Source organism: Bacillus sp. FSL R5-0585, assembly GCF_038004545.1.
GTDB classification, from domain to species: domain Bacteria; phylum Bacillota; class Bacilli; order Bacillales; family Bacillaceae_G; genus Bacillus_A; species Bacillus_A cereus.
Window position 1 is genome coordinate 1 of sequence record NZ_JBBORJ010000004.1, and the last position, 13756, is coordinate 13756.

Consider the following 13756-nt stretch of genomic DNA (forward strand, 5'->3'; position numbering starts at 1 on the left):
CGCAATGCAAAAGCTAGGGGTTAAAGGACGTTCACAAGCAGTTGTGGAGCTTCTTCGTATGGGAGAGCTCGAATTATAAGAAAGCAGCCGACTTTTATATAAAAGTCGGCTATTTTTTTGTTTGCTTCACTTGCTATATGAATGATAAAAACGTTTCATACATAAATAGGTAATAAGGAGGGGATATGTTGAAAAGGATACTGTTAGTTTCAACAAGTGCTCATGATATGAATGGACACCCGACTGGTTTGTGGCTTGAAGAGCTCGCAGCTCCTTATCATGTATTAAAAAAGGCTAAGTTTGATGTTGATATTGTGTCAATAAAAGGCGGGAGAGTACCTATAGATAGAGTGTCTATTCCGAATGGTATACCTCGCGAATTCAAGCATGTAGCTTCTTTATTGCAAAATACGAGGCTGATTTCAAATGTTCATTTTTCGGATTATGATGCGGTTTTATTTGGTGGTGGGCACGGGGCGATTGTAGATTTTCCAGGTAATCCATATGTAGCAAATTTGATTGAGAATATGTATAACAATAACCGGATTGTAGCGGCTGTTTGTCACGGAGTAAGCTCTTTAGTCGGTGTGAAAAATAAGGATGGCTCGTTTTTTGTTGCGGGTAAGCGTATAACAGGTTATACAAACGATGAAGAAAGAGCTGTACATTTAGAAAAGCGCGTTCCGTTTTTGCTAGAAAGAAAGTTGAAAGAAGAAGGAGCTTTGTTTTATGTAGCACCCAATTTTACGCCGCATGTAGTAGTAGATGGTCATTTAATTACAGGACAAAATCCACAGTCTAGCGTGGAAATAGGTAAGGCTATAAAAAGGGCTGTAAATAAATTATAGAAAAAGTACCCGCTACTAACAAAGGTAGTGGGTATTTTTATACCTCTATTTTCCAGGTGGTAGGACCGCGATTGGTGAGGGCTAATAATCAGTGGGGGATGAACAAAACTCCCACTGAATAAAGTTTCACTTTATTCTAAAATTCCCGCCTCAAAATTGGTTTGTAACCGTCCAGTTGGTAATAATTGATTATAGTTTTTTATGTATAGTATATGAAAATGTAATAAACTAAAAAGGCATAATGAGTATAATAACTTCATTTATAATCATTCGTGAATTTGCTATACTATTTTGTATGGACAAAAGGGGAGGCTCTTTTAAATGAGAAAAGTCGCATGTGCAAATACTTATATTAATAAAATAAAGCCCATTATTAGAAAGACAAGTTTTAGCCAATTGAAAATAGATGAAATAGCGAAATATATGGATATTAGTAAAGCTACTTTATATAAACGTTTTTCTTCGAAAGATGAAATTATTGAGGCGGTAGTAGAGGATTTCATGAACTATCTACTCGAAGGTGATGCGGATAATCAAGATGAAAGTATGTCATTTACAGAACGTTTCCAAAAGACGTTTATCCATTCTTTAAAATGTGTGACATATATTTCGGATGTTTTTTTGCAAGATTTGAAAGAAGCATATCCGCATTTGTCGGATCAATTAGTCGCTGCCCAACAAAATCGTAATCATAATTTGCAAATGTTTTTTGAAGCGGGTATGGAACAAGGTTATTTTAATAAAATGAATGCACAATTATTTATGGTACAAGATGATGTGATGTTAAGACGTATTATAGATCATTCTTTTTGTATTCAGTACGATATTACGTTAAAGAAAGCGATACTTGATTTTTATCAACTAAAGAAGTATCAACTTTTTAAACCAGAGTATATAGAAGCAATTGATGATTCTGAAATTGAAAAACAAGTTATTGCTATTTTGCAAATGATTTCGTAAAAAAGCAGATCTCCCTTAATAGAGGAGAATCTGCTTTTTTAGTACATATTATTTTTGCAACTGTTTTAATACTAATTCGGCTACTGGACCACCTGAAGCTGGGTTTTGACCAGTGATAACACGATTATCTTCTAGAGCATAAGCTTCCCACGGTTGCGCGGCTTTTTCGTAAAGTCCTCCATTTTTAATGAGTTCATCTTCTGTTAAAAATGGAACGAATTGATCTAATTCAGCTAATTTTTCTTCTTCATTTGAAAAGCCTGTTACCTTCTTATCGCTAATTAAACGATCCCCATTGCTTAATGTAATATGAAATAAACCAGCAGCTCCATGACAAACGGAAGAAACAATTCCGCCGTTTTCATAAATATTGCGGCTAATATTTTGAAGTTCTTTATTTTCTGGGAAGTCCCAAATAACCCCGTGGCCACCTGCGTAATAAATAACAGCGTAGTCTTCTGGATTCACTTCACTTGGTTTCATTGTAGAACCGAGGCGATTCATAAACTCTTTCTTTTGATACCATTCCCAATCGATGCTCTCCGCCATTGCTAAACTATGTGGATCAATTGGTGTATAACCGCCTTGTGGACTGACGTAATCAACTTCGTAACCCGCTTCTTCTACTTTTTTTACGAAATGTACAGCTTCACCAAGCCAAAGTCCGGTAGCCCTATTTAAATTTGGATATTTTTCTACGCTTGTTAATACAACTAACATTTTTCTCTTCATCATAATCCCCCTATAATGTCTCTTCTATATAAAAGTTCTGTATGCGTTTCATTTTATTAAGTTAAAAAATGTAAATTTTAATAATCATGCCAGTCCTCCTTATATCGGCTTCGAAATTAGTGTATAATAACTTTTGAACAAAGTAAACTAAAAAGACTTAATTAGTTTACTTTGTATATTTTTCGTTGACAAACTGTAATGCTGAAACTATGATAGTTCCATGAATATCGAACAACATACGTGTTTCGTTTCGAATTCAATTTACCCCGCTATTTTCCGGGCAGTAAGACCCCCATCTCAAAATTCAGCGGAAGCAAAGAAGTTAGGTGGGGGTTGGGCTGCCCGTAAAAGCCCGATTGGTGAGGGCTAATAATCAGTGGGGGATGAACAAAAACCTCACTGATTAAAGTTTCACTTTATCGCGCGATAAATTAGCAACTTTTACACATTTAATGAAGTTGTTTAGTGGTGATACAACATTTAAATAACTTCATTTTTTTATCTATAGTTTGACAGTTTTAAAATTGCAATCAGGAGAGTGTTACACATGGGGAAAGATATAAGAAACCATTCGAAATGGTTTGTTTTTACATTATGTTTTATTGTTTTGTTAGGACCGATGAACGCTGTGTTATTTAATGTAGCGCTAGAGGATATTGCCAATGATTTATCAATTAGTCAATCGAAAGTAAGCTGGGTTGTAGTAGGGTATTCCTTAGTTGTCGGTATTGGTTCGGTAATATATGGAAAGCTGGCTGATCGTTACAGTGTAAAAAGACTATTAATTATTTCTATTATCATATTTGTAGCTGGTTCTATTGTTGGATTTGTGAATCAATCTTATGAAATTATCATTTTCGCAAGGTTAGTGCAGGCGAGCGGGGGAGCAGCGTTTATTGCGCTTAGTATGATTGCGGTGGCGAAATTAGTTGCTCCAGCTAAAAAAACAGGTGCGTTAGCAATGATTAGTTCTTCTATTGCATTAGCGGTTGGTATTGGACCTTTAGTAGGTGGGGCAATTACAAATACGTTAGGGTGGCCGTATTTATTTTTATTTATGGTTATTTCAATGATTGGTATTTTCTTACTCGTAAAATTTATGCCAGAAGAGGCGCGACATACAGATGAAGTGTTTCGCTTTGATTTCATTGGAGCAGTTTTATTATTTGTATTGATTACGACCATTTTATTAGGAGTTAATATTAATAGTTGGCTTTTTGTGTTATCTGTTGTTTTTCTATTTTTATTTAAGGCTCATATGAAGAGAACAGAGTCGCCGTTTATTGATATTGAGTTATTTACAAATAAACCATTACTTCGTTTAATAGCGGTCGGATTTATCATTAATGTGGCGTTATGTGCTAGTTTATTATTATTACCATTACTGTTAGGAAGAGGACATGGATTGTCTCCATTCGTTATTGGAATTGTATTGTTTATTGCATCTCTCTTTGGTATTGTATCTAGTTTTATTACCGGAAAGATTATTCCTTCGTTTGGGAATGTGAAGATGATGTATGTAGCTTCTGTAGCTATGATCATTGGCTTTTTAATTTTAGGGATTATTCCGGACGGGAACTTACTCTTTATTTTATTTGCGGTTATTTTAACATTTATGAGTTATTCGGCAATTCAAGTATCATTAAACACATTTATCCCCAAAACATTAAATCCAGCTAAAGTTGGAGTCGGTCTTGGTTTATATAATTTAATTAACTTTTTCGGTATGGCATTTGGACCAGCTGTAGCGAGCAAAATTATGGAATCTACAAATAGTTATCGATTGAATTTTATTTTGATCGTCATTTTAATTGCTGCTCATTTCTTCTTATTAATGGGAATGTCTTCTTTTCAAAAAAAGATGGAGCAATGAATATGCACTTTATATAGAAGAAACCGACTTTCTTATAGAAGGTCGGTTATTTTTCTATCTTGCAAATTACGAAAAAAAGGAGCAAAATAAAAAAGGTCCTAGTCTATACATGGGAAAATGAAAATTTTCATACAGAAGCATTTGAAGTGAGCGAACTTAAAGTGTGTAAAATATAATGATAAACATAAAAGATGATGAATGAGAAAACGGGTGATGAAGTTGAATAGAGCAATCGGTGTTATCGATTCAGGAGTTGGCGGTTTAACAGTAGCGAAGGAATTAATTCGTCAGTTGCCGAAAGAGCGTATCATATATTTAGGAGATACAGCACGTTGTCCTTATGGTCCACGTTCTCGAGAAGAAGTACGTCAATTTACGTGGGAAATGACAGAGCATTTACTAGATTTAAATATTAAAATGTTAGTTATTGCGTGTAATACAGCAACTGCAGTTGTATTAGAAGAGATGCAAAAACAATTACCAATTCCAGTAGTAGGAGTTATTCACCCAGGATCACGTACAGCTTTAAAAGTGACAAACACGTATCACGTTGGGATTATTGGAACGATTGGAACGGTGAAAAGTGGTGCATACGAAGAGGCGTTAAAGTCTATTAATAACCGTGTTATGGTAGAGAGTTTAGCTTGTCCACCTTTCGTTGAACTTGTAGAGAGTGGGAATTTCGAAAGTGAAATGGCGTATGAAGTTGTAAGAGAAACGTTGCAACCACTGAAAAGTACCGATATTGATACACTTATATTGGGGTGTACACATTATCCGATTTTAGGACCTGTTATTAAAAAAGTAATGGGAGATAAAGTGCAACTAATTAGTTCTGGTGATGAAACAGCACGTGAAGTAAGTACAATCTTATATCATAGTAAAATGTTGAATGAAGGAGAAGAACAAAGCGATCATCTCTTCTTAACAACAGGAAAAATAGGCTTGTTTAAAGAAATTGCATCAAAATGGTTCGGTCAACCGATTGAAAATGTGAAGCATATTCATTTAGAAAAAGAATAATAGTAGAATTTATATAAGTGAGCTCCTGAGAAATCAGGAGTTTTTGTTTTATCTTGCTATTTGCTGGGGAGTAAGACCCCTGTTGATTAAAGTTTCAATTTATAAGAGGCGCAGCTTGTTCTAAAACGTGAAACAGCTCGTATACATAATAGTACAAACTTAGATTTTAGGGGGGAATGGCATGCCTAAATCCACTTTTAAATGGGTTGTTGGTGCTACTGTGAGTGCTGTTTTACTAACAGGGTGTGGCTTTATAAATCAAGAGAAAGCAACTGAACAAATTGATCCGCCAAAACAAGTTACGTATACAGAGGGTGGGAAGAAAGAAGTAGCTAAAAAAGATAAGCAAGGGCAAATGGTAAATAGAGAACTATACCTTGTTGATAAAAATGGTTATGTTGTACCACAAACGTTAGCTATACCTACTCCGAAAGCAAATGAGACTGTGAAGCAAACGTTAGAATACCTTGTGAAAGATGGACCGGTAACAAATTTATTACCGAATGGGTTTCGTGCAGTCATTCCGGCGAATACAACGATGACCTTAGATTTGAAAAAGGACGGAACGGCAGTTATTGATTTCTCTAAAGAAATGAAAAACTATGCGAAAGAAGAAGAGCGTCAAATCGTTGAATCTATAGCTTGGACGTTGACGCAATTTACAGAGATAAAACAAGTGCAGTTCCAAATAAATGGTGAGAAATTGGCAAAGATGCCGGTTGGTGGTACACCGCTTGGTGAAGGAGTGAGCCGTGCAAATGGTATTAACTTCGATGATGAACAAGTAGCAGATGTAACAAATACAAAACCAGTCACACTGTATTTTATGGCGCAAAATAATAATAAACAGCAATACTACGTACCAGTCACACGCCGCGTTGCGGAAGGTAAAGAAAATGACTATGCAACAATTATAGATGAACTTGTAAAAGGTCCGATCCATCAATCGCTCCTGAATGATTTTAATCCAGGCGTTAAGCTTATTACGAATCCGAAATTACAAGACGGAAATCTTACATTAAACTTTAATGAAAATATATTTGTAAACCCAGATAAAAATATGATCTCAAATTACGTATTGAAGTCGTTAGTTTTATCTTTAACAGAAAAGAAAGGTGTGAAAAATATTTCTATTGAAGTGAATGGAAAAGCAAATCTTATAGATGAAAAGGGCGGAAAGTTAATAAAACCTGTAGATCGTCCAGAAAACGTGAATACAGGTAGTTTTTAATCGTCAATAATTTGATATACTTAAGTAAGAAAGAGGAATTGCTTTTTGGGTTCCTCTTCTTTTATTGTATACATATCATACATTTAAATTTGGCTATACTAACAAGTAGTTATGAGGAGGTTATTTTTATGCGAGTAGATGGTAGAGAGAAAACAGAATTACGCCATATACATATTCATACGAATTATTTAAAACATCCAGAAGGATCAGTGTTAATTGAGGTTGGGGATACAAAGGTAATTTGCTCAGCGACAATTGAAGAGCGTGTCCCGCCATTTATGCGTGGAGAAGGAAAGGGCTGGGTAACAGCTGAATATGCGATGATTCCACGTGCGACAGAACAACGTACAATTAGGGAGTCAAGCAAAGGGAAAGTAACAGGACGTACAATGGAAATCCAGCGCTTAATAGGACGAGCATTACGTGCGGTAGTTGATTTAGAAGCGCTTGGCGAGAGAACAGTTTGGATTGACTGTGATGTCATCCAAGCAGATGGTGGAACGAGAACAGCTTCTATTACAGGTGCATATGTAGCGATGGTATTAGCTTTCGAGAAATTATTACAAGCAGAAAAAGTATCTAAAATTCCAGTAAAAGATTATTTAGCAGCAACATCAGTAGGAATTGTTGAAGAGCAAGGTGTTGTTTTAGATTTAAACTATGCAGAAGATTCTAAAGCAGACGTTGATATGAATGTAATTATGACTGGAAAAGGTCAGTTCGTTGAAGTGCAAGGAACTGGAGAAGAAGCGACGTTTAGTAGAGCACAGTTAAATGAATTACTTGATGCAGCAGAACAAGGCATTTTCCAACTGATTGATATGCAAAAAGAAGCGTTAGGTGACATCGTATCTCATATAGAGTAGAGGTGGAAAGTATGAAACAAGTTGTTGTAGCGACAAAAAATATGGGGAAAGTACGTGAATTTGCTGAGTTATTTGAGCGATTTGATTTAGAAGTGAAATCATTACACGATTTTCCTCATATTGAAGAAGTCGAAGAAACTGGTGAAACATTTGAAGAAAATGCGATCTTAAAAGCGGATAGCTTGAGTAGACAGTTGAATGCAATTGTAATTGCGGATGATTCAGGTCTTATTGTAGATGCGTTAAACGGGAAACCAGGCGTGTATTCAGCTCGTTTTGCTGGAGAGCCAAAAGATGATCAAGCGAATATTGATAAAGTTTTACAAGAATTAAATGAAATACCGTTTGATAAGCGTAAAGCTCGCTTCTACTGTGCATTAGCAGTAGCTTTCCCTGAAGGTGATAAAAAGCCTGTCATTGTAAACGGGACATGTGAAGGATTTATTTTAGAACAACGCCGCGGAGAAAATGGCTTTGGATACGATCCGATCTTTTATGTGGAAGAATACAAAAAAGCAATGGCGGAATTAAGTTCAGATGAAAAAAATGCTATTAGTCACCGCGGACGTGCTCTTCGTAAGCTAGAAGAAAAAATCCCTGAATGGTTTTTAGGAGAATAAGGGAGAGAGATTGATGAAAGCTTTAATCGTAAGCGATAGTCATAGCTCTGTGAAGGAATTACAGCAGTTAAAAGAGAAGTATGAAGGGAAAGTAGATATCATGATTCATTGCGGTGATTCAGAGCTAACGCCTGCTCATGAAGAGCTGCAAGGTTTCCATGTTGTAAAAGGAAATTGTGATTATGCTAACTTTCAAGATGAAATTGTAACTGATGTAGATGGAATTCGCTTCTTAGTTGTACATGGGCATCGACATAATGTAAAAATGACATTACAAACGCTAGCGTACCATGCTGAAGAAGTGGGAGCGCAAGTTGCATGCTTCGGACATTCTCACGTATTAGGTGCGGAATTAATCGAGGGCGTTTTATTTATTAATCCAGGCAGTATTTTATTACCACGTCAGCGTGTAGAAAAGACATTTGCTTTATTAGAAATGGATGAAAATCAAATGGAAGTTCGTTTTGAAACGTTAGACGGACAACTAGTTGAACAGGCAATTTTTAAAAGAGGATAAGAAAATTTATCCTCTTTTAAAAAAGGTGTTGACTTTATGTGTGGTTATACATATAATAAATATTGTCGATAGGGCAACGGCGCTAACGAAGAAAATGAAATAACATATGCGGGTGTAGTTTAGTGGTAAAACAAGAGCCTTCCAAGCTCTGGTCGAGAGTTCGATTCTCTTCACCCGCTCCATGTCCCAGTAGCTCAGCCGGATAGAGCATACGCCTTCTAAGCGTACGGTCGGGAGTTCGAATCTCTCCTGGGACGCTAACAAAACCTTGTTATCTTTTGATAACAAGGTTTTTTGTTTGGGTTATAAGTGTAGTTCATGCTTAATATCTGCGACCTTTCCTTTGATACTAAGCAGTTGCATATGTACTTCTTTTTCTTAAATAAAAAGAGCGCCATTTATGCGCCCTATTCATCTTATTTAATTTAAAGAATTAATAGGTTTATGATGGAACTCAAATCCATATCCAGATTCTCTTAATTGTTTATTTACAATATTATAAAACTCTTTACCATTCTAGTACGGTTGAGCAGCAGTTATCGGAACTTATCCCCGGCAGTGTGTTACAATTAATAAAAGCGGAAAATGAGAATCTCCAATTGACTGGACCTGTGATTGGTTAGATGGTTTAAGAAGGTCGTATAAAAAAGGGAGATGGCGCAAAGATGGCGAGATCAAATGAGAATGATTTAACGGAGAAATTGGCAGAAGGCCACCGAAAATATGGTGATGGCAATTTTACAGTGCAGAACATCGGTGATGAAACTAACCCGAATTGGACTGTCGTAAAAAATGTGAGGAAGGGATCGGCAGGCATTCGCGAAGGAGAAGATATATTAAGACTGCGATCAAAATATATAAAATAGTACGGAAATGGGCGGAGCGGGAGTTCGAATCTCTCCTGGGACACTAACAAAACCTTTTGCGATGACTTCAAAGTCGGCAATATATAAGCTCTCTAATTCGTAAGTTGAATCGTACAATGTGCGGTCGCTAACGAGTTAGGGGGCTTTTTTTTTTCAAAAAATGTGATTCTTTAATGATTAGTGAGAACTTATCGAATATTTTGGGGGATAGATTGAAAAGTGATCAGCGAAAGAAAGAGACTGCAGAAAATCGTTATACGTTCAACCTAACAATCGGTAAAGCGCTCGAGATAATTGTGCGTTAAATAAAAAATACACCCCCAATTGTTAGTTATGTCTAACAATTGGGGGTGTTGTTGGCAGATGTTGCTGGATTAGCAGTCACATGTTCTTCAGATTTTTTTGTATGCTTCAAAAAAACTTTGATGAAAAATCACATACATAAAAAACCTCATCGGATTTTATGCCTTCTACAAAACAAACCGTTCGTTTTTCATCAATTGTGTAACCGTGGATTAAAGTTTCTAATTTTTCTTCGGCTACTATAGTAATAATATATTGTGAAGGTTTCTTATTTCTTGTTAGGTTATTCATTGGGGTTTGTATACATGCCAAAATTAAAATAAGAAGTACTATGGAAGGTATCATCTCATAATTCCATTTCCTAAAAATTTGAATAGTAATGAGATAGGAAAAAATAATTACACTACTTATGATTTGAAGGGAAATTAAAACTTTAAGAATAATATTAAACTTCTTGTTTTTATGCAGAGAAAACAAAAACAGAAAATATAGTACAACTAATAGAATAACACTAATAATTAAAGCTCCTCCGATGTACCAAACTTTTTCGTTGTTACGCCAAGTTTTATTAAGGTTATCATATAATCCAAAGTTAAAAACACAGCAGCAAATAGATATAAAATAGCACCTAACAGTGTAAATAAAATTACATTCCAAAAATTCAATTTTACTAGTGTGGCTTTATTTAAATACAATTTATCAATTTCCTTAGTTGTTGCCGCTATTACAAATTGATTAACACTATATAATACAGCTGGTATAAGTAAGGTGGCTATAATTGTAGTGAATACAGGTGCAAACTTGCCTATTGTCTCTATTGTTAGTCCGCTAAACATTTTCGTTGTTTAACCCTTTCAAAGTTAAAGTTAGATAAAAAAGAACGCTGTCCTAAGAATAGGTAAGCGTCCTATGTTTTTAATAAATCAACCTGTATCACCATCAGCTAAACTTTGTATAATATTAATAGTTGTTTGAGTGTTAACTGAGGTATGTGTGCCTATTGTTACAAGTGTAATCAATAGCATTCCTAATAATACTTTCTTCACTTTAACGCCTCCTTTTTAAAAATTTCTTTTTTAGCTTCATAACTTAAATAGAAATATTTACTTCCTTGTTCAAAGTTTCCTTCGTTATGAAATTGGACTGCGACTGCTTCCGCGTATTCTTGGACATACTCCCATAATCTTTCGTTTTTAAAGTAGTTCATTCCTGCTAGCACAGCTTGTTCTAATTTTTCGGCAGTAACTTTTTTATTAATTTTTCTTAGAATTGTAAAGCGGTATTGATATTCTTGATTTCCTAATTCATTGCAGATAGTTAAACCTTTTTCAATGAGTTGAGATGCAATTTCTTCTTCATCTAGCTTGACGTGTTCCTTGGCTTTAACAAAAATAGCTTTATAATTATGAGGTTTCTTTTCGACAACTTCTGAAAGGTATCGAATTGCCGAAATAGAGAGGTTTTGACTCGCATACATTAAGCCTAAATTATGGCGAACTAGTAAGATTGCTTTCTCATTTTTTTGCTTTTGGAATGTGTTCATTGCAGTAACAAAGTATTCTTCAGCTAGTTCAAATTCTCTTAAATGCGTACAAGCTAATCCTAATAAATTATCGCAATAGGCTGTTTTTAATTCATAGCTTTCATGTTTAGAAAATATGTCCCTAGCTTTTGTACTGTGCTTAATGGCTAAAAGTGCTTGATAAATATGATAATGATATGTTGCTAAGTTATAATGAAATTCTGCTTTTTCAAGTTCATCAGGAATGTGTTTAAGTAAAATTTCTGCTGTATCATAATGTTCTTTAGCAAGGCTATAATTACCGATTGCGTTAGAATGAATAGCCTTATAAAAATGGTAGTAGTAAGATAAAAAGTTATCTGTGGGAATATTAAAAGATTCAATTTTATCAAAGCTATTTTTTGAAATACTTAAATTATCCACTAAATATTTATAACCGAAATCTAAAAGGTAATAGTAGAGTAACAATTTTGGGTCTGCTTCGTTAGTGTGAATGATCGAATTAATTTCTTCTTTTAAACAATGGGCATTATCTATATTACGTGAACGTATTTCTTGATACCATCTGTTAAGTAGTTTTGAAATTTGTTCATTCCCCTTTATTAGAACGTCCATGAAATCCCACCCCTTTTTGAATATTCTTATAAATAATGATAGCAAGAATAGAATTTGATGGGAATTGAATTTCAATATTTCTCAACATTTGTGTAAAAAATTTATTTTCAATTATGTAACTAATTGCATTCATTCTCTCTGTTAGTAATTTCAAATATTGGGCACAGTGAAATAACCAGACATAATATAATCTTCTTATAAAATACTTTATAAAGATGGAAGGTTAACACTTCAAAATATCCTAAAGGCGATTGAGGAAGCGAAAGAAGCTCGTGAAAAATTAAAACTATTCTCACCATCAGAAGTAGTGTGGGACATTGAAGGTTTATCTAAGCAACTACCATGGAGAGATAAATCTTCAACAAATATAACAGATCTATCTAACTACTTTTACACAAGTGGTGGTAAAGACATGTTTGAAATGTTATTTAAAGCATGTGACGAAGCTCTAGAATTAGAAGTAGATTTAGAAATAGAGACATTATAATAGGAAAAAGCTTCATCTTGACGATAAGGTATATAATAAGGCAGAATTTTAACAAATGGTTAGTTAACCGAAACAATGAACGATTCAATAAACGAATTATACTAGCGTTTATATATTTTGGTTAAAGACGAAGCGGGAGCTCGAATTTCTCCTGGTACGCTACAAAAACCTTGTTATCTTTTGATAACAAGGTTTTCTGTTTAGTTATTAATAAACTTCTCAAATACAAAACCATAATCTTTCACATTATATTGTTTCTTCGTATCAACAAGCCAGTTAAAGGCAATCTCGTTCATTTCTTTAAATTGCTCTGCTAAATTTACTTGTGCGTTTGAAATGCGGCTAAAGGCATTAGATGCCATATCTAAACTTTTATGTGCATATTGTAATGTAATATCGTTGTCGTATGAAATTTCTTCGATTTTAAGTAAAGCCTTATATAAATCTTTTAATTCTTCAATATGTTTTTTATGAACATCAATTGAGTAATGTTCATCGCCCATTTGAAACTTAATTTCTACATCTAAATCAATCGTTCCTGCAGTTTCAAGTGCTACGTTTTTAATTTGGTATTTACTATAACTAAAGCGGCGTAGTGTACGTTTTTTACTTGTTGCGCTTGTACCGTCTAAGTGAATTAACCCTTTGTTTGTGAAGCAATATTCATCTGATTTCGATTTAATTAGAAAGTAAATTTTCTCCCCATCTTCATGCATTACATAATCATCGGCATCGACCTTATCATAGTCTTTAGGTGTAATAACAGAACCTACATCGCTTAGTCCTAATACATCTGTGGCCATTTTTTTAAACATATATAATCCCCCTTGTAAATTAAATTCTTAATTGTACAAAAATATATTAACATGATTTTCATCCTTTGTTTTCTTGTAATACGAAAATATCTGAAGGTAAGTTAAGAAAAGTAATGAATAATTATTTTGATCCTAAATCATTTAGTAAATCTATTAGTTTAAGAGTCGATTCGCCGAAAAATAACCAAGAGAAAAAAGTTAATTTTGCAAGTGATTATAAATAAATTCCGTGAAAGCACCTCAAGTGATATGAGGTGTTTTTCAATCTCTTTTTGAAATCTTACAATTCTGTAAGGTAACTGTAAGGTAGTTCGATGGTAACAAATTGCTAATCTTTTATAATGAAGATAACAACGATAAAACGAGGAGGCAGAAATGATGAAAGGTTTAGTTGTAACGGGCTTAACGGTTGCTTTTGGATTTGTAGCGTATGAGAAATTAACGTATGTAGTTGATGTTGTGAAACATTTGATTGCTT

General features: G+C 34.4%; 16 protein-coding genes, 2 tRNA genes and 2 pseudogenes. 13 read left to right on the plus strand and 7 right to left on the minus strand.

From position 1 onward, the window contains the following. The 3 genes and pseudogenes from gerE to MKY38_RS28695 form a co-directional block, all read left to right on the plus strand. Positions 1 to 79 (plus strand): annotated as a pseudogene (gerE, locus tag MKY38_RS28685) (spore germination transcription factor GerE); the annotation flags it as partial. 106 nt (positions 80 to 185) lie between these two features. Then, positions 186 to 848: a type 1 glutamine amidotransferase domain-containing protein gene (locus MKY38_RS28690; protein WP_065222778.1), complete on the plus strand. Its 663-nt coding sequence runs from the start codon at positions 186 to 188 to the stop codon at positions 846 to 848. A gap of 321 nt (positions 849 to 1169) precedes the next feature. Further along, a complete protein-coding gene (locus MKY38_RS28695) occupies positions 1170 to 1808 on the plus strand; it encodes a TetR/AcrR family transcriptional regulator (protein WP_070180528.1) in 639 nt (212 codons plus the stop codon). A gap of 48 nt (positions 1809 to 1856) precedes the next feature. Here the strand turns inward: MKY38_RS28695 and MKY38_RS28700 are convergent, their stop codons facing one another. Continuing rightward, complete coding sequence (locus MKY38_RS28700; RefSeq protein ID WP_065222779.1) at positions 1857 to 2540, minus strand: type 1 glutamine amidotransferase domain-containing protein; 684 nt, start codon at positions 2538 to 2540, stop codon at positions 1857 to 1859. Between the two features lie 547 nt (positions 2541 to 3087). On the opposite strand from MKY38_RS28700, the gene MKY38_RS28705 reads away from it, so the two are divergent. From MKY38_RS28705 to MKY38_RS28740, 8 genes are all read left to right on the plus strand, one after another. Next, positions 3088 to 4413, plus strand: coding sequence for an MFS transporter (locus MKY38_RS28705; protein WP_114556228.1), 1326 nt, complete (start codon positions 3088 to 3090; stop codon positions 4411 to 4413). A gap of 213 nt (positions 4414 to 4626) precedes the next feature. Beyond that, positions 4627 to 5436: a glutamate racemase gene (racE, locus tag MKY38_RS28710; protein WP_000774005.1), complete on the plus strand. Its 810-nt coding sequence runs from the start codon at positions 4627 to 4629 to the stop codon at positions 5434 to 5436. Between the two features lie 181 nt (positions 5437 to 5617). Next, a complete protein-coding gene (gene gerM / locus MKY38_RS28715; protein ID WP_001126748.1) occupies positions 5618 to 6667 on the plus strand; it encodes a spore germination protein GerM in 1050 nt (349 codons plus the stop codon). Between the two features lie 128 nt (positions 6668 to 6795). After that, on the plus strand, positions 6796 to 7533 hold the full coding sequence (gene rph / locus MKY38_RS28720; RefSeq protein ID WP_001261765.1) for a ribonuclease PH: 738 nt from the start codon (positions 6796 to 6798) through the stop codon (positions 7531 to 7533). 11 nt (positions 7534 to 7544) lie between these two features. Next, positions 7545 to 8153, plus strand: a complete 609-nt coding sequence (locus MKY38_RS28725) for an XTP/dITP diphosphatase (RefSeq protein ID WP_000815939.1) — start codon at positions 7545 to 7547, stop codon at positions 8151 to 8153. 13 nt (positions 8154 to 8166) lie between these two features. Next, the gene (locus tag MKY38_RS28730) at positions 8167 to 8670 is read left to right on the plus strand and encodes a metallophosphoesterase (RefSeq protein WP_065222781.1); all 504 of its coding nucleotides are present in this window, start codon (positions 8167 to 8169) and stop codon (positions 8668 to 8670) included. Between the two features lie 108 nt (positions 8671 to 8778). Then, positions 8779 to 8852 (plus strand) — tRNA-Gly (locus MKY38_RS28735). A gap of 1 nt (position 8853) precedes the next feature. Next, positions 8854 to 8927: transfer RNA gene (locus MKY38_RS28740), tRNA-Arg, on the plus strand. Positions 8928 to 9090: 163 nt separating this feature from the next. Here MKY38_RS28740 and MKY38_RS29420 read toward each other — a convergent pair. Beyond that, a pseudogene (locus MKY38_RS29420) lies at positions 9091 to 9183 on the minus strand (DUF6572 domain-containing protein); the annotation flags it as partial. 152 nt (positions 9184 to 9335) lie between these two features. Here MKY38_RS29420 and MKY38_RS28745 point away from each other — a divergent pair. After that, positions 9336 to 9536: a hypothetical protein gene (locus MKY38_RS28745; protein ID WP_000124460.1), complete on the plus strand. Its 201-nt coding sequence runs from the start codon at positions 9336 to 9338 to the stop codon at positions 9534 to 9536. A 411-nt stretch (positions 9537 to 9947) separates the two neighbouring features. Here the strand turns inward: MKY38_RS28745 and MKY38_RS28750 are convergent, their stop codons facing one another. The 4 genes from MKY38_RS28750 to MKY38_RS28765 form a co-directional block, all read right to left on the minus strand. Next, a complete protein-coding gene (locus tag MKY38_RS28750; RefSeq protein WP_341050956.1) occupies positions 9948 to 10130 on the minus strand; it encodes a hypothetical protein in 183 nt (60 codons plus the stop codon). A 227-nt stretch (positions 10131 to 10357) separates the two neighbouring features. Next, entirely contained in the window at positions 10358 to 10675 is a 318-nt protein-coding gene (locus tag MKY38_RS28755; protein WP_033697427.1) for a hypothetical protein, read from the minus strand. 87 nt (positions 10676 to 10762) lie between these two features. Beyond that, on the minus strand, positions 10763 to 10885 hold the full coding sequence (locus MKY38_RS28760; RefSeq protein ID WP_000756803.1) for a hypothetical protein: 123 nt from the start codon (positions 10883 to 10885) through the stop codon (positions 10763 to 10765). Next, the gene (locus MKY38_RS28765) at positions 10882 to 11976 is read right to left on the minus strand and encodes a response regulator aspartate phosphatase (RefSeq protein WP_000382781.1); all 1095 of its coding nucleotides are present in this window, start codon (positions 11974 to 11976) and stop codon (positions 10882 to 10884) included. The genes MKY38_RS28760 and MKY38_RS28765 overlap by 4 nt, the downstream gene beginning before the upstream one ends. Positions 11977 to 12178: 202 nt before the next feature. On the opposite strand from MKY38_RS28765, the gene MKY38_RS28770 reads away from it, so the two are divergent. Next, entirely contained in the window at positions 12179 to 12463 is a 285-nt protein-coding gene (locus tag MKY38_RS28770; RefSeq protein WP_087944812.1) for an Imm70 family immunity protein, read from the plus strand. Positions 12464 to 12663: 200 nt separating this feature from the next. On the opposite strand, the gene MKY38_RS28775 is transcribed toward MKY38_RS28770, so the two are convergent. Next, positions 12664 to 13278, minus strand: a complete 615-nt coding sequence (locus MKY38_RS28775; protein ID WP_065222796.1) for a PH domain-containing protein — start codon at positions 13276 to 13278, stop codon at positions 12664 to 12666. Between the last annotated feature and the right edge of the window lie 478 nt (positions 13279 to 13756).